Raw genomic sequence first — 15,295 nt, forward strand, 5'->3', positions numbered from 1 at the left:
CTGTAAACAAACGCTGATAACTTGCGTATATCTTCTTTCATCCAGACTATACTGTCGGTATGGGAATCTAACCCATTCTGCCTGTCGGCTCGCGGACTCGTAGCACCTTCGCTCATTACCGCCGGTGAGGATTTTCACCTCGCCCTGAAGATTCTTATTTAATTTTCTTTAACACATTAAATTCTATCGCTTTTTACATTCAGTAAAAATATGATATACACACCATATCACATCAAAAGTTATTTTGCAATATACATTTTACATTTTCTCTCCTCCCTATATGACCTAAACTTGTTTCAGCTATGTCTGCCTTACCAACTCTGACAATAGTTGCATGCCGCTAATTTTTATATTTTCTACCTTCCTGTGCAAACTATAGTAGAAAGGATGGTGATTTTATGTTAAATGCTGATTCTCCTGTCAATAAAGATGCTTTCACCAAGAATGCTTTTGCAAATCTTAGTGCATCAAGTCATTCGGAGATTACTGCATTGGAACAGAAACTTCAGGAAAGTTCTGGAGAAAAGGTTGTTCTGATTGCATATCATATGTAAGATATTTGGCATCAGTAAATATTTGCTGATGCCAAGTTTTTTAGAGCCTCTCAGAGGCTTTTTTATTATAGTCGATTAATTCCCAGCCGCCGAGCTTCTTCCTCAACGGCACGAGCCACCGCCTGCGCTACCCTGTCATCGAAAGGATCCGGTATAATGTATTCCGGGCATAGTTCATCTGTTGAAATAACACCCGCTATAGCCTGCGCCGCTGCCATCTTCATGCTGTCTGTAATATCTGTGGCCCTTACTGCCAAAGCACCTTTAAACACGCCTGGAAATACCAGCACGTTGTTAATCTGATTCGGAAAATCGCTTCTTCCGGTACCCACAATGTATGCGCCCGCTTCCAGAGCCTCTTCTGGCATGATCTCCGGCGTCGGATTCGCCATCGCTAAAATAATCGGCTTTGTCTTCATGGAACGAACCATTTCCTGGCTGACCAATCCGCCTTTGGAAACCCCCACGAAAACATCGGCCCCCTTCATGGCATCTGCTAAGCTGCCTGTTTTTTTCTCTCGATTGGTAAGTCTGGCGATTTCCCCTTTGGCTCCTTCCTCTGGGGTAATGCCTTGACAGAGTATTCCTTTGCTGTCGCACACGATGATATCCCGAAATCCAGCATCTAACAACAGTTTTGTAATAGATATGCCGGCAGCTCCCGCCCCGTTCATAACAATGCTCAGGTCTCGCGGCTCCTGCCCTTTTAACTTGACTGCATTTATCAGCGCTGCGGTCACTACGATGGCTGTACCGTGCTGATCATCGTGAAACACGGGGATATCGCATAATTCTTTTAAGCGTCTTTCCACTTCAAAGCAGGCAGGTGCACCGATATCTTCCAAATTAATACCCCCAAAGCTTTTTGAGATTTTATAGATGACTTGCACCAGCTCATCCACATCCTTAGTATCTACGCAAAGGGGGAAGGCATCTACACCAGCAAACTCTTTAAATAGCACACACTTTCCTTCCATAACCGGCATACCAGCACTGGGACCGATATCTCCCAGTCCCAGAACTGCCGTGCCGTTTGTAATGACGGCTACCAAATTCGATTTTCTAGTGTAGTCATAAGCTTTGCTCTCATTTTTTTGAATCTCTAAGCAAGGCGCTGCCACCCCCGGCGTATAAGCCACCGCCAAATCCTCTCGGCTGGCTACTTTGGCTCTCGAAATAACTTCAATCTTTCCGCCCCACTCCTTATGAGCTTTTAAAGCATATTGTCCGTTGTCCATGTTGTTTCTTTCTCCCTTACTCTGTTGCAAACTGCGGCATAAAGCGGCTTTCATCCAAAATTCGATCTAACTGATTCTTACTGACTCCACAGGCCAAGGCTCCTTCCAGAATCGGTGTACCCTCTTCCATGAAGTCTTTTGCTATTTGCGCAGCCTTCTTATATCCAATCACCGGACAAAGGGCTGTGACAAATCCGGTAGAGTGGTAGAGCAGGTCCTCACACGTCTGCCGATTGGCAGCAATATCCTTCACGCAGTTGTGAACAAAAGTGTCAATGCCATTTATCATTAAAGTCATGGATTCAAATATTCGGTTAAATACCACTGGCTCAAAAGCATTCAGCTCTAGCTGACCGCCCTCACAGGCCATGGACACCGTTACATCGTTGCCGATAACCGCAAAAGCACACTGGTTCAGTACCTCTGGGATAACCGGATTGATTTTTCCCGGCATGATGGAGGAGCCGTTTTGCTTAGCTGGAATTGTAATTTCTCCCAGTCCGGCTTTCGGTCCTGAATTCATCAAGCGGATGTCGTTTGCCATCTTGGATAAACTGATGGCACTGGTTTTCAACGCAGAAGATACCACAGAAAATCCGTCAATATTCTGAGTCCCATCCACCATATCTTCACAAGGCTTCAAGGGCAGACCGCTGACTTCGCTTAAGGCCGACACAATATGTTTCTCATAATACTCGGAAGCATTAATGCCAGTCCCTATAGCCGTGGCCCCCATATTGATAAAGAGCAGTTCTTTAATGGCATTCTGAATGCGGCTTCTGTCCCTCTTAACCACCGTGGCGTAGGCATGGAATTCCTGGCCCAAGGTGATGGGTACAGCATCCATCAGCTGCGTTCTGCCTATTTTTAATACATCCTTAAACTCTCTGCTCTTGGCCATCAGGGCTTCGTAAAGTTCATTTAACTTATCTAGGAGCTCTAAGCCGGTCCGGTACAAGGAAATCTTTAAGGACGTAGGATATACGTCATTGGTGGACTGTGCCTTGTTCACATGGTCATTTGGATGGCAGTATTGATATTCGCCTTTCTCCCTGCCCAGAAGGCCCAAGGCGATATTAGCGATTACTTCATTAGCATTCATATTGGTAGAGGTTCCCGCTCCACCCTGAATCTGATCGACAATAAACTGGTCGTGAAAACGGCCATTTAGAATTTCATCACAGGCCTCTGCAATGGCCTGTGCAACTTCTCTGTCCAGTCCCCCCGCCTTAGCGTTGGTCACAGCACAAGCCTTCTTAATCTCCGCCAAGGAACGGATCTGCACCGCTGGAATGGACTTCCCAGTCATATTAAAATTTTCCTTTGCCCGCAGGGACTGCACCCCATAATAAGCTTCTGCTGGTACCTTTTTCCTGCCTACTGAATCTGTTTCAAAACGAAAGTCCATGGCTTTCCTCCACCTTTCTTTTCTTGTACTTTGTCGTACATTTCTTTGACATTGCCTGAGCTGCATGTTGTTGCTCTACCTGGGCTGAATCTGTTGACTATTTGTTGCCTATATTCTATAATACAGAGGTAATATATTCAAATACTTATATCATTATATGTATTATATCCTTTTTATTATAACGTTAAGGAGTACCGATGTTTGCCAAGAAAGATTTAATCTACGCCGTCTACAAGGAAAAAAGCTTTTCAAAGGCGGCAGAAAGCCTGTTTATTTCCCAGCCTTCCCTGAGTGCCATGATTAAGAAGGTCGAATCCAAGGTAGGGGAACCCATCTTTGACCGCAGTACCAACCCCATCCAACTGACGGAAATCGGCAAGAAATACATCGCTTGCTGTGAAGCGATCGCCAAGACCGAAGATACCTTTGCTAATTATTTAAATGACACATATGAGCTAAAAACTGGCTCCCTGGCCCTTGGCAGCAATCACCTTTTTATGGCCAACGTCCTGCCCAAATTTATCGAAATATTTGTCGGGCGATATCCCTATATTGATTTAAATCTGGTAGATTCCCATAGTCACGATTTGGAGAAAAAGCTATTGGACGGGGAATTGGATTTAATCATTGACAATAAAGAACTAAATCCCTCTATTTATGAAAAATTCTTTTTAGGCACTGAATTCCTACTATTAGCTGTTCCCAGAAAATTAGAAATAAATCAAGGCTTAGAGAAATATCAACTCTCCTATAAAGATATCCTTAAAAACCGACACATCGACGATGACCAGGTGCTGTCCACACCTCTGTCCTTCTTTGCCCACACGCCTTTTGTGCTCATGCCAGAAGGAAACGATACCCGGACTCGGACGAACAACATCTTTCTTCGCCAGTCCATCAAGCCCAACTTGCTCTTCCAGCTGAATCAGCTGGCCACCGTGTATACCATTATTTCCATCGGTCTTGGCAGTTCCTTTATCAGTGATACGCTGATTAAGCAGTCTCCCGCCATGCAGACTCAACTGGTCTTTTACAAGGTCGACGACCCAGATACCAAACGAAAGGTGTTCTTCCATGCTAAAAAGAATCGCTACATGACAAAGGCCATGGAAGAGTTTATCGCGATCAGTAAAAAATACAGCCCCCTGTCCAGTCTTACAGAATGAGCAGGGTCCAGAAATATGCTCTTAGCATATTTTCTACATAAAAAAACGCAGCAGTCTAAAACTGCTGCGCCCTGCGGTCTTCTTTGCAAAAACTCCCCTAAGTTTACTTTTTCACCTAAGCCATCATCTCTATATTTCTGTCATAAACATGCGGGCAACCCCCAGCTCCAAAGGATCTTTGGCCTTATATTCCACCGTGTTACTACCTGTCTGTCTAGCTCCCGGATACCAAGAGGCCCTTCTGGCATGCTGGTGTTCTTTAAAGTGAATCACCATATGGTACTCATCTGTTAAAGACAAGGGGCTGATTTTAGCTTGTAAGGCTTTCTCCACCCCTTCCTCAATTTCCTCGGCAACCTCTTCCGGGTGACGATTCCAGGTTGCACTACCGATGCCCTTCTTCGTGGCTACCGTGAGAATATTCGGGTGGCTTTTCTCCGCCAACTGACACATGCCTGCATCTCCTGAAAGAAAGACAGATGGGACTTGATGGGCCGCCGCCCAAAGAGCATTCAGGGTAAATTCCGACGCTAATTCTCCGTTGATGGTAATCCAATTAAACAGTTCATGCTCCGAGGTATGGGCCAGCGGGCTGGTATCCGTGCCTTCTGGAGAATGGTAGCCCAGATAAACTGCTGCATCAAAAGTTTCATCTAAACCGCCCATCATGGAAGCCGGGGAGGTCATCCAGCCTCGAATGACCTCCACCCCCTTCGGCAGCTGCTCTATGCAGAGATTTAATGCGTCTCCATGCCCATCCTTTACAATCACACGGCAGCCCGCCTTCATAGCTCCTCTGCAAGCAGCAGCCACTTCCAGAGTCATCTGGCGGCAGGCCTCTTCATACCCTTGACCGCCCCAAGTAGTCTCACACCAGCTGGTTACTCCAGTTACGCCTTCTATGTCTGCGCTGATAAATACTTTCATCAGACCATCTCTCCCTTCTTATAAAAATTCCTTTAAAGCAAGGGCTTCCTTCCCCCGAATTCCCTTGACAGTCTCTGCGTGATAAAGGGAACTGACCACCGCTTCCTCCACGGCTTCGGCTGTAGCCTCAAAGACTTTGTCTATGGCATCATCGTGAAACATTTTCATCTCAATAATGTTCTTTTCACTATAATGGGGCATGATGTTAGCAGTAGAGAAAGCAATAGCAATATCTCCGCTGCCATTTCCCAGAAAGGAGCCGGTTCTGCTCAAGGCCACCACCGACCGCTTTGCTACCCGCTTCAACTGCCGCTCATTAAGTGGTATATCCGTGGCAAGCACAATAATTACGGAGCCTTTTTCCGCCTCACTTCTCGGTACTTTGTTCCGGGTGTCGATTCTCCTGCCATCAATCATCAGATTTCCCGACATGCCGAAGTTAGACATTAAAATGGCACCGATGGTGTAATGCTGACCGTCGCAGAGCACCAGCCTAGAGGCCGACCCGATTCCGCCTTTGACCCCCAGGCAGCACATACCTGTCCCAGCGCCCACTGCTCCCTCTTCAAAAACTGCTCCACAGTCTCCCAATGCCTGAAGTACATGGTCTTCGTCGACATGCATCCCCCGGATATCATTGAGCTCTCCGTCGTTGCACTCTGTGACAAGGCAATTTACCGTGCCGGTAGTGGTTCCGATGTCCGAATTTTCCTTTAACATATACTTTGTCAAGGCGTTAATGGCCGTACCTACACCAAAAGTATTAGTCATGATAATGGGGGTCTCAATATTGCCCAATTCTTCCACCTGAACTAACCCCACACTTTTACCGAAACCGTTTATAACAGAGCTTCCAGCCAACACCTTGTTCCTGAAAAGATTTCCCGTATGGGGCAGGATAGCCGTGACACCGGTATGAATATTTTTCTCCGGTTCCTTTAAGGTCACATGACCTACCTGCACCCCAGGCACATCGGTAATCAGGTTTCTTTGACCTTTTTCAAACCTGCTGCGAATGCTCACTTGACAATCTTTAGGTAAACCCATTTCTTGTGCCTCCTCACTTATGCTTTTGTTTTTTCTTCTTTCAGTCTTTTATCAAATATAAAGTAAACTACTGCACCTACAGCCGGAACAACCAAACCGATTAACGCGGTAACCGGGTCCTCCATCAAGGTATTGATCATCAGTCCGGCGAACAAGGCGATGGAAATAATAACAGTAACCGGATACCCCCAAGCCTTATACGGACGCTCTAGGTTCGGATACTTCTTCCGATATACAATGACCGCCACCACGCAGAGTACGTTAAATAGCATGCCGGCAAAGACTACCAAAGAGGTCAGCTGGTCTAAATTTCTTAAAAGGACCAGCACGATGGCGATAAGGGCCTGGCTGCACAGTGATACGGTAGGTACCTTGGATTTTGGATGCAGCATACCGTGGTTCTTAAAGAAATGTCCCTCCTTCGCCATGGCGTAATAGTAGCGGGGAAAAGCGATGATCATGCCGTTTAACGCACTGAACATGGCAATCAGCATGGTAGCCAGCACTAGGCCGCCGCCAATGCCTCCAAATACTCTCTTGGCAACTTCCGTTCCCAGGTATAGGTTCCCACTTTCAATCATGCTTACCACTTCTGCATGGGGGAGAACCTTGTAAAGGGCAAAGTTAAACAGCGTATAAATTACGGTGATTGCACCGATGCCGATTAACAAGGCCTTTGGCAAATTCCTCGCCGGGTCCTTCATTTCTTCTGCCACAGAGTTCAAATTGGTCCAGCCTTCATAGGCCCAAAGAGTTGCTACCGTAGCAAAGGCTATCATGCCAATAATGGCGCTAAAGCTTATCTCTCCGCTGCCGGCAGGAATCAAACTTAAGTCAGGGTGTTCCTTACCCAGGAGGATAGCCCCAAAAATAATGATGACAATAGGAATTAACTTTGCTACCATGGAGACATTCTGCAAAATAGTTCCCTGCTTAATCCCCAGCGAATTGTACGCCGTCAAGGCCAGAATCAAAGCAATGGCGATACCCTTGATGGCAAAATCGGATAAAGATATGTATCCTCTCAAGGCCGTAGGCAAAGCAATCGCCAAAGCAGAAATCGAACCAGCTCCGCTAAGCAGCCAGCTGGTGAAACCGAACATGTAACCCACTACCGGATGATACGCTTCATCCAGATAGATAACCATACCCCCGGTCTTCGGGCAGGATGCCCCCAGTTCGGCAAAGCATAAGCCTCCCAGCAAAGAGACGATTCCTCCTACTATCCAGCACAGCAGGGCTAACCCCATGCTCATGTGAGTTCGCTCCAATACGTATGAGCCTAAATAAAAAATTCCTGAACCAATCATGATTCCGCCGATGATGCTCACACCGCCAAAGAGACCGATTTCCTTTTTAAAACCTGAGTCGTTGGTTGCTGCATGCAAATTGCTCTTTGAACTCATAACTTTTCCTCCTCAATTATAATTTACAGTCTGAGACTATATATTAAGATAAAGCAAGAACAATGCCAATTTATAAATATATAAAAACAGCCAACTAAACAAATTTTATAAGGCAATCCTTTCGCCAAAATCTCGTTTAATCCTTTTTAAATAGATTATATCTTATTTACATTTCATTTGCCGGCGCTTTGTGATCAATCATTAATTCGAATTAAACAAGAACCGATTCATTAAAGAGGGAACTAAGGTCTCTGTTCCCTAGGGCTTCTACCCCAGTGCGCTAAGTTGAGCACTGGCTATCTGGTACGATAATTGCAGGACTTTATATAAAGTCAACTTAATTCAGGAGGTATAAAACACATGAAAGATAAAATTGCTGCCCAAGAACCCCTCATCTTGCGGGAAATGGATTTCTGGCAGGTGCCGGGCCTAGCCCTAACCGTGGTAAAAAAGGGGCAGGAGCCTTATACAAAGGCCTTTGGCTGGCGGGACAAGGAAAGGGATTTAAAAGCGACGGACACCACCCTCTTTGGCATTGCCTCCTGCTCAAAAGCCATGACCTCTGCTCTTATAGCTCGCCTGGTAGCGGAGGGACTGCTGGATTATGACACCCCTGTCATCCACTATATTCCAGACTTTGCCCTCATGGACAAAGAGGCTACGGCAAAGATGACTCTGCGGGATATGCTCTGTCACCGCACAGGTCTGGGCGGCCACGATGCCATCTGGCCTGTAGCCAAAAACTTAAAAGAATTTACTCAAGCCTTCCCCTACCTACAGCCTAGCGCTCCGTTTAGAAGCAGGCCCCAGTACAGCAACATCCTCTATGCTGCCATTGGCCTCCTTGCAGAAACCGTGACAGGAAAGCCCTGGGCAGAACTCATGCAGACCTATATCTTCGACCCCCTGGGCATGACCGGAGCCAACTGTCAAGCTGAGGCCTTGTCTAATTCAGTTGATTTCGCCCATCCTTATCAGGTGCTGGAGGGCAAACTCACCAAGCTGCCAATCTGGAACGTAGACGTAGTCGCTCCGGCTGCCTCCGTCAACTGCACCGCCATAGACATGAGCAAATGGCTGACCTTCCTGATTAGCAAAGGGCGAGAGAAAGAGGGCCTTCCTTGGATACCAGAATCTATATTTGAAACGATGATTGCCAAACAGGTAAATTTTCCGGATGCCCTAGGCAGTCAGGCAGATTTATATCCTACCGATGGTTACGCCATGGGCTGGCAAACCGGCAGCTATCGAGGGCGCTCCATCTGCAAGCATATGGGTAAAATTGAGGGGTACAGCTCTATTCAAGCATTTCTGCCTGACGACCAAATCGGCATTTCTATTTTGCTGAATCTCCATTCCCCTGCGGTATCCATCACCCATACGCTCCTTTATACCCTGCTGGATACCCTCTTAGCCCTCCCAAAAGTGGACTGGACACATAAATTTCGTTCAGATATCCGGCCTACTGCGGAAGACTACCAAGACTGCACCCTGGATTTCTTTTCCGCTAGATTCCCAGATTCTCTCCAAGACGCGATACCCAGCCAAAACTTGTCCAGCGCTTACTCTCTCAAAGATTGCCAAGGGGTCTATTACAACCCCGGCTATGGTCTGCTAACCATCGAATCCCGAGAGGGGCAGCTCTATATGAACTACCGGGATATGTCCTTGCCCATGACTCCTTGTTGGACCGGTAACTTCCGTGTGACTGGGGTGAAGGAAGACATTTTAACGTTAACCCTGCCTCTGTCCTTTATCTGGAATGCTCAGGGAAAAAGCATCGGATTGCGAATCCCCTTTGAACTGCTGGTGGACGATATCCTCTTTCTAAAAAAAGATTGATTCACAGTTGCTGAATAAACGCCATCCCCTTTTCGGTAATTTGAGCCCCGCAGCGGCCCCGTTTGACGGATATGAGCCCCTGCTTTTCCAGCTGTGACAGCAGATTCCGCAGCTTGCCATCGCTGAGCTTAATGCCCTCTGCTGCCAGCTTAGCGAGGATAGCACTGCGACCTATGCCGTGGTATACCTGTGTGGCTTCATATATTTCCCTCAAAATCCGTTGTACAACCGCAGACTGGTTCATAGGGCTCCGTTCCTCCAGTCTGCCTTTTTCTTCAAGGGGGTTCTCGGTCGGTTCCCGCCAGCCTTCCTGCTTCCGATTCTTTATTTCATACAGATATTCAGGGAATTTCCCCAGGGTTCGATAATACAAACCTGCACTTTGAAGCTGACGAATATTTCCCGGCCACTGATATTCCACCAGCAAATTCTTTTCTCGCTCTGTTACATTACCGTAATTCTTTCCCAGGAAGAACTTTAACAAGGGTAAAATATCACCCTTTCTCTGACTGAGGGGCTTTAGAAACAGCGGAATCACATTTAATCGATAAAACAGGTCTCCTCGAAACTTACCCTTTTCTACCGCTTCCTCCAACTTGGAATTAGTAGCGGCGATAATGCGTATGTCTACATCGATAACCTTGTCACTGCCAATACGCATAATCTGTTTCTCCTGAATAGCTCGAAGGAGCCTGGTTTGCAGATTAGGAGAAATATCCCCAATTTCGTCTAAAAACAAGGTTCCGGTGTGAGCCTTTTCAAAGAAACCAAGCTTTCCATTTTTCTGAGCTCCCGTAAAAGCACCACCTTCATATCCGAACAACTCGCTTTCCAAAAGAGTTTCCGGGATAGCCGCACAGTTAACAGCAATAAAAGGCGCATGGCTCCTGTGGGAATAATTATGGATAGACTGAGCCATCAACTCCTTCCCCGTTCCCGTCTCTCCTCGTATGAGTATCGTATAATCGGTCTGAGCCACTTGCTTAGCCACCTGAATGCACTCACCCATGGATTCAGATTGAAAGATGATATCCTGAAAAGTGTGCTTAGCCACCAGGCCCTTTTTGGCATTATAATTTTTCAAATTAATTTCAATATCATGAAGGAGTTTTTCACTCTGCAAATTTAATAGGTAGCCGATGGTCTCGTCCATCAGCTTGATGGTGGTCTTTTCAAAGAGGTAGTTTTCCTCTCCCAGAAGCAACGGATAATTTTTTAGATCTTCTCCCTGAATAAGCTCCGATTCAATGCTGGCAAAAGGGACATTTACATTGGTCTCAAAAATGGCATTGGCTTTATCGTTAAAATACACCACTTCCAGCTTGTCGTTGAGCATGAGAATAGCTTCCAGAGAATTATCCACCACCCGGTTCAACAGCTTTCCTTTCAGATAGCTGTTATAATAATTGTCGTGGTAATCGCTGTTGGGCTCCAAGATAGTATGAAGATGACGGATTAGATTGCGATTAATCACGTCGTTATCCAGGTCCAGCTTTCGCATCAACTTCAGCAAGGTGTCAAAGCTGATTTCTCGATAGCCGATATTCAGGCTCTTTTTCACCGTTTTAGGCACTAGATTTTCTTCGTTAGGGGTAATGGCATACTGGATCTCATCGTAGGCTCCTGATGCCGCTAGTTCCTTGTCGTAGGGAATCAAGTTCAGATGACTGATGCCCAGCTCATACAACGTGTATGTGGTCTGGACGGTAGTTTCGTAGGTATCATTTACGATGAGCACCTCTGTATCTGGGGGAATTTCCAGCATAGCATGGAGAAATTCCCTACGGATGCTGCGCCCCAGCAGAATCAGTTTATAAAAGTTAGAGATGTGGTCTTTCAGCTGATAAATCATATTCTCGTACACCATCAAATAGGCATCTGCTTCAATCTGTTCATGAGGCATCAGTTCGCTGATAAAACAGCTCTCAATTTGAATATATCCTGCGAAAATGTGGTATAAGGTGTCCTCCAGATACTCAATGATGCCCTGATTCTCCCGGTTTTTATAGATAAGTGCGATTTTCTTCATTAATACGACCTCCTAGACAACAGCTTTATACAAGTCATATTATACCGAATCGAAAAATAATACAACTAAAACGGCTATAATAGGATTCAAATGAAATGAATCACTCCCTCCGTGAACGTAATATAAACACGCAGCCGAGAGATAAAAAAAAGAATGCTCAACCGCATTCTTTTATAACTGTATCAATCATATGGCCTCCGTTGATGACGAAAGCTTCCTTGGGCTGATCCTTGCCCCATTCCTCCGACCAATGACGTTGAATGTACGCCTCCAGAATCTGCTCTTTATTCAACCCTCTATGGTATAGGTCCAAAAGAAAGGCCTTTTTTTCCTCTGCACACTGAATGTACAAGTCGAAATATTGGTCTGTGAAATAGGAGGGCAGAATACCAAAGTGAGGACAGATGATGAACTTCGGCCCATAGGCTTTACATTTCAAAGCCGACTGAATACTGGCTTCATACCCTTTGAGGATAGAGGTATGGACAAACTGAGGGTTTTCCAAAACCCCTGTACTCTCGCTGGTAAACATAATACTCCGTGGTTCCAATACATAAGTCAAAGAACAGTCCGTGTGCCCCTTCGTCTCCAACACTTTAAAGGATTCATCTCCAATGGAAATTTCATCCCCTTCTCCTACTGCCACGTTGACCGCTAAGCCTTCCGTGAGAATTTCTTGTTTGGATTCAGAATATAAATCTCTGGCCGCTGTTCCCAACTCTTTCATCAGGGCGTGGGCCCCTGGCCGGGAGAACACCCTCTGTGCTTTATCGGCGCCGTAGACCACCGCTTCCGGCCATCTCTTCTTCACATAGGGCAGCGCGCCGATGTGATCGTAATGAGAATGGGACAACAAGATGCCATCCAGCCTTGTCCGATCCCTCATAGCCAAAGCAAATTCGATGTTTCGCACCACTTTATCCCCGCAGTAAGCCATGCCGCAGTCCACCAAAAAAGTCTTTTTGCTGCCAAAGACCAGAATGGCTTCACCGCCCTTTCCTGCCGTTACCCGCACTAACCCCTCCGGAAATTTAAACCGGTCGTGGTCTAAAAAAGTATCATAAACTGTATTCATACGCTGCTGCGCTCCTTTGCTAAAAATATGGCGTCTATTTCGGGGATTTATTCTGTCCAGCCTTCTAGAGAATAATTTTTTTAATCAAAAGCTCTGGCTTTGGCTTCTCTGGCGTGATCACAAAGGCCTTTTCTGCCTCCTGGGCGCTCTTTTCCACCTTTTCTTCATCACTGCCGTAAATCACTGCTAAGATATCTCCTGAGCAGACGGAATCGCCCACCTTCTTATGCAGATAGATTCCTGCTGATAAGTCAATCGTATCCTCCTTGGTCGCTCTTCCTGCTCCGGCATGCTGGGAAGCCAATCCGATAGCCTTGGCAGCGATCTTGCCCACAAAGCCATCCTGACTGCTGCGAAGTTCTCGCTGGCAGGTATGCTGCGGGAATAGACTGTAGTCCTCAATGACCGCTGCATTGCCGCCCTGGGCCTCCACAAACTGCCTCAACTTCTCCAGCGCTGCTCCACTGTCCAAAGCTGCCTTGGCCATCTCATACCCTTCTTCCCTGTTGGAAGCTTTTCCTCCCGCATAAATCATAATCCCCGCCAAAATCAAAGAGAGCTCCTGTATGTCCGCCGGTCCGCAACCCTTCAAGGTCTCGATGGCTTCGATGACTTCCAGGCTGTTTCCCACCGCCTGCCCCAAAGGTTGGTTCATATCCGTAATCACGGCAATGGTCTTTTTCTTGTCACCGTTACCGATATCTACCATCATCTGCCCCAGAATACTGGCATCCTCCAGATTTTCCATAAAAGCCCCATCGCCGCACTTGACATCTAAAACGATAGCATCACTGCCCGAAGCCAGCTTCTTGCTCATGATACTGGAAGAAATCAGGCTCATATTGTCCACGGTAGCCGTTACATCCCGCAGGGCATAAATCTTCTTGTCTGCCGGTGCGATGTGAGCCGTCTGTCCGATGACAGAAAGGCCAATTGTATTGACTTGCTCTATAAAACGATCCGCCTCTACCGCAGTCTGGAATCCAGGTATGGCCTCCATCTTGTCCACCGTGCCCCCTGTAAATCCCAGGCCCCGTCCGCTCATCTTTGCAATGGGAACCCCACAGGCTGCCGCCAACGGAGCAACAATCAGCGTAGTCTTATCTCCTACTCCGCCAGTACTGTGCTTATCCACCTTCACGCCGTCAATGCCGGACAAGTCGATAACATCTCCAGAATGTTTCATCGCTCTAGTCAGATGAAAGGTTTCTTCCCGGTTCATCTTCTGAAAATATACGGCCATCAGCCAAGCCGACATTTGATAGTCAGGAATGGATCCCTCTGTATACCCCGCTACCACGTAGTCGATTTCTTCTTGGCTGAGAGTTTCGCCATTTCGCTTTTTACCGATGATATCGCTCATATTCATATAGCATTTCCTCCCTTTCTGGGTTTCAATTTATGTGCTCTCTGCTCTAAACCCGAATCAGAGGCAGAAAGCTCTTTCCAATCTGTGTGCTGCCAGCTCCCAAGGCCTCAGCGATGGTGGCACCGATGTCTGCAAAAGACTCCCGCACCCCCAAATCCGTTCCAGCCTTAACCTCTTTACCGAACAGAACGACAGGTACATGCTCTCTCGTATGATCCCAGCCAGCATGAACTGGATCATTTCCGTGATCTGCACAGAGAATTAGCAAATCTTGACTGCCCATGGCTGCCAGCAGCTCCGGCAATCGGCTGTCAAATTCTTCGATGGCCTTTCCATAGCCTTCCGGATCCCGCCGGTGGCCGTACTTGGAATCAAAATCCACCAGATTAGTGAAGATTAGACCTGAAAAATCCTCTTTTAGGGCCTGGATGGTCTTGTCGACTCCATCCATGTTGCTCTCCGTGTGCACCGAGGTCGTCACCCCTTGTCCGTTGAAGATGTCACTAATCTTGCCGATGGCATAGACCGTCTTACCAGCCTCCTGAACCAGCTCCAGCAGTGTCTTCCCACTAGGAGATACGGCATAGTCCCGCCGATCGGAGGTCCGGTTCCGCTGACCGTCGGCGTCTAAAACATACGGTCGGGCAATAACCCGTCCGCAAGCGACATCTCCTACCAGCATTTCTCTGGCCGTCTGACAGATTTCATAAAGCCGCTCCAGCGGAATGACTGCTGTATTGGCCGCAATCTGAAATACGCTGTCGGCGGAAGTGTAGACGATGGGTTTTCCCGTAGCCTCATGCTCCGGACCCAGCTCCTGAATAATCTCCGTACCAGATGCGGCGTAGTTGCCCAAGGTTTCCAGACCGATTGCTTTCTCAAAAGCCTTCATAAAGCTGGCCGGAAAACCGTCGGGATAGGTTTTAAACGGCACCTCCGTATACAGCCCCGCAATCTCCCAATGGCCGGTGATGGTATCCTTTCCTCTGGATTGCTCTTTCAGCTTGCCAAAAGCTCCTGTAGGTGCCGCCACCGCCAGCTTTCCTCCAGCCACCTCTTGTATGTTGCCAAAGCCCAGCAGCCGCAAATTAGGGATATTAATATCCGGGGTAGTATCTACAATATGTCCCAGGGTATCCGCGCCTTTATCTCCGTAGCTTTCTGCATCTGGCAATTCCCCTACGCCCAAACTATCTAAAACAATCAATGTTACTCTCTTCATATCCATTTCTCC

12 protein-coding genes and 1 riboswitch are annotated in these 15,295 nt (G+C 47.0%); of the genes, 3 read left to right on the top strand and 9 right to left on the bottom strand.

The window, feature by feature from the left end; genetic code table 11:
- Nucleotides 1-25: 25 nt before the first annotated feature.
- Nucleotides 26-156: riboswitch (FMN riboswitch) on the bottom strand.
- A gap of 242 nt (nucleotides 157-398) precedes the next feature.
- A complete protein-coding gene (locus Ami103574_RS10985) occupies nucleotides 399-554 on the top strand; it encodes a hypothetical protein (RefSeq protein ID WP_163067057.1) in 156 nt (51 codons plus the stop codon).
- A gap of 65 nt (nucleotides 555-619) precedes the next feature.
- Here the strand turns inward: Ami103574_RS10985 and Ami103574_RS10990 are convergent, their stop codons facing one another.
- Together Ami103574_RS10990 and Ami103574_RS10995 are read right to left on the bottom strand one after the other, a co-directional pair.
- Nucleotides 620-1,792, bottom strand: coding sequence for an NAD(P)-dependent malic enzyme (locus tag Ami103574_RS10990; RefSeq protein WP_163067058.1), 1,173 nt, complete (start codon nucleotides 1,790-1,792; stop codon nucleotides 620-622).
- A gap of 16 nt (nucleotides 1,793-1,808) precedes the next feature.
- Complete coding sequence (locus tag Ami103574_RS10995; RefSeq protein ID WP_163067059.1) at nucleotides 1,809-3,200, bottom strand: aspartate ammonia-lyase; 1,392 nt, start codon at nucleotides 3,198-3,200, stop codon at nucleotides 1,809-1,811.
- Nucleotides 3,201-3,397: 197 nt separating this feature from the next.
- On the opposite strand from Ami103574_RS10995, the gene Ami103574_RS11000 reads away from it, so the two are divergent.
- On the top strand, nucleotides 3,398-4,366 hold the full coding sequence (locus Ami103574_RS11000; RefSeq protein WP_163067060.1) for a LysR family transcriptional regulator: 969 nt from the start codon (nucleotides 3,398-3,400) through the stop codon (nucleotides 4,364-4,366).
- 129 nt (nucleotides 4,367-4,495) lie between these two features.
- Here Ami103574_RS11000 and Ami103574_RS11005 read toward each other — a convergent pair whose 3' ends face one another.
- From Ami103574_RS11005 to Ami103574_RS11015, 3 genes are read right to left on the bottom strand one after another with little or no spacing between them, the layout of a single operon-like run.
- Nucleotides 4,496-5,293, bottom strand: coding sequence for a M55 family metallopeptidase (locus tag Ami103574_RS11005; protein ID WP_163067061.1), 798 nt, complete (start codon nucleotides 5,291-5,293; stop codon nucleotides 4,496-4,498).
- 18 nt (nucleotides 5,294-5,311) lie between these two features.
- Nucleotides 5,312-6,340, bottom strand: a complete 1,029-nt coding sequence (locus tag Ami103574_RS11010) for a DmpA family aminopeptidase (RefSeq protein ID WP_163067062.1) — start codon at nucleotides 6,338-6,340, stop codon at nucleotides 5,312-5,314.
- Between the two features lie 17 nt (nucleotides 6,341-6,357).
- Nucleotides 6,358-7,746, bottom strand: coding sequence for an APC family permease (locus Ami103574_RS11015; RefSeq protein ID WP_163067063.1), 1,389 nt, complete (start codon nucleotides 7,744-7,746; stop codon nucleotides 6,358-6,360).
- 360 nt (nucleotides 7,747-8,106) lie between these two features.
- Here Ami103574_RS11015 and Ami103574_RS11020 point away from each other — a divergent pair, with 360 nt between their 5' ends.
- Nucleotides 8,107-9,588 (top strand): serine hydrolase, encoded by a 1,482-nt coding sequence (locus tag Ami103574_RS11020; protein WP_163067064.1) that lies wholly within the window; start codon nucleotides 8,107-8,109, stop codon nucleotides 9,586-9,588.
- Nucleotide 9,589: 1 nt separating this feature from the next.
- Here the strand turns inward: Ami103574_RS11020 and Ami103574_RS11025 are convergent, their stop codons facing one another.
- The 4 genes from Ami103574_RS11025 to Ami103574_RS11040 all read right to left on the bottom strand — a co-directional run bounded on the left by Ami103574_RS11025 (nucleotide 9,590) and on the right by Ami103574_RS11040 (nucleotide 15,283).
- Nucleotides 9,590-11,617 carry a sigma-54 interaction domain-containing protein gene (locus tag Ami103574_RS11025; RefSeq protein ID WP_163067065.1) on the bottom strand — a complete coding sequence of 676 codons (2,028 nt, stop codon included), beginning with the start codon at nucleotides 11,615-11,617 and terminating at the stop codon, nucleotides 9,590-9,592.
- A gap of 157 nt (nucleotides 11,618-11,774) precedes the next feature.
- A complete protein-coding gene (locus Ami103574_RS11030; RefSeq protein WP_163067066.1) occupies nucleotides 11,775-12,692 on the bottom strand; it encodes an MBL fold metallo-hydrolase in 918 nt (305 codons plus the stop codon).
- 64 nt (nucleotides 12,693-12,756) lie between these two features.
- A complete protein-coding gene (locus tag Ami103574_RS11035) occupies nucleotides 12,757-14,061 on the bottom strand; it encodes a pyrimidine-nucleoside phosphorylase (protein ID WP_163067067.1) in 1,305 nt (434 codons plus the stop codon).
- 46 nt (nucleotides 14,062-14,107) lie between these two features.
- Nucleotides 14,108-15,283, bottom strand: a complete 1,176-nt coding sequence (locus tag Ami103574_RS11040; RefSeq protein ID WP_207710495.1) for a phosphopentomutase — start codon at nucleotides 15,281-15,283, stop codon at nucleotides 14,108-14,110.
- Nucleotides 15,284-15,295 lie beyond the last annotated feature (12 nt).

Origin of the sequence: Aminipila butyrica (assembly GCF_010669305.1) — a bacterium.
GTDB classification, from domain to species: domain Bacteria; phylum Bacillota; class Clostridia; order Peptostreptococcales; family Anaerovoracaceae; genus Aminipila; species Aminipila butyrica.

What these genes read in the sequence shown, in the direction of transcription:
- Ami103574_RS11020 (WP_163067064.1), top strand. Translation starts at nt 8,107, where the DNA reads ATGAAAGATAAAATTGCTGCCCAAGAACCCCTCATCTTGCGGGAAATG.
- Ami103574_RS11030 (WP_163067066.1), bottom strand. Translation starts at nt 12,692, where the DNA reads ATGAATACAGTTTATGATACTTTTTTAGACCACGACCGGTTTAAATTT.
- Ami103574_RS11010 (WP_163067062.1), bottom strand. Translation starts at nt 6,340, where the DNA reads ATGGGTTTACCTAAAGATTGTCAAGTGAGCATTCGCAGCAGGTTTGAA.
- Ami103574_RS10995 (WP_163067059.1), bottom strand. Translation starts at nt 3,200, where the DNA reads ATGGACTTTCGTTTTGAAACAGATTCAGTAGGCAGGAAAAAGGTACCA.
- Ami103574_RS10985 (WP_163067057.1), top strand. Translation starts at nt 399, where the DNA reads ATGTTAAATGCTGATTCTCCTGTCAATAAAGATGCTTTCACCAAGAAT.
- Ami103574_RS11035 (WP_163067067.1), bottom strand. Translation starts at nt 14,061, where the DNA reads ATGAATATGAGCGATATCATCGGTAAAAAGCGAAATGGCGAAACTCTC.
- Ami103574_RS11040 (WP_207710495.1), bottom strand. Translation starts at nt 15,283, where the DNA reads ATGAAGAGAGTAACATTGATTGTTTTAGATAGTTTGGGCGTAGGGGAA.
- Ami103574_RS11000 (WP_163067060.1), top strand. Translation starts at nt 3,398, where the DNA reads ATGTTTGCCAAGAAAGATTTAATCTACGCCGTCTACAAGGAAAAAAGC.
- Ami103574_RS11015 (WP_163067063.1), bottom strand. Translation starts at nt 7,746, where the DNA reads ATGAGTTCAAAGAGCAATTTGCATGCAGCAACCAACGACTCAGGTTTT.
- Ami103574_RS11005 (WP_163067061.1), bottom strand. Translation starts at nt 5,293, where the DNA reads ATGAAAGTATTTATCAGCGCAGACATAGAAGGCGTAACTGGAGTAACC.
- Ami103574_RS11025 (WP_163067065.1), bottom strand. Translation starts at nt 11,617, where the DNA reads ATGAAGAAAATCGCACTTATCTATAAAAACCGGGAGAATCAGGGCATC.
- Ami103574_RS10990 (WP_163067058.1), bottom strand. Translation starts at nt 1,792, where the DNA reads ATGGACAACGGACAATATGCTTTAAAAGCTCATAAGGAGTGGGGCGGA.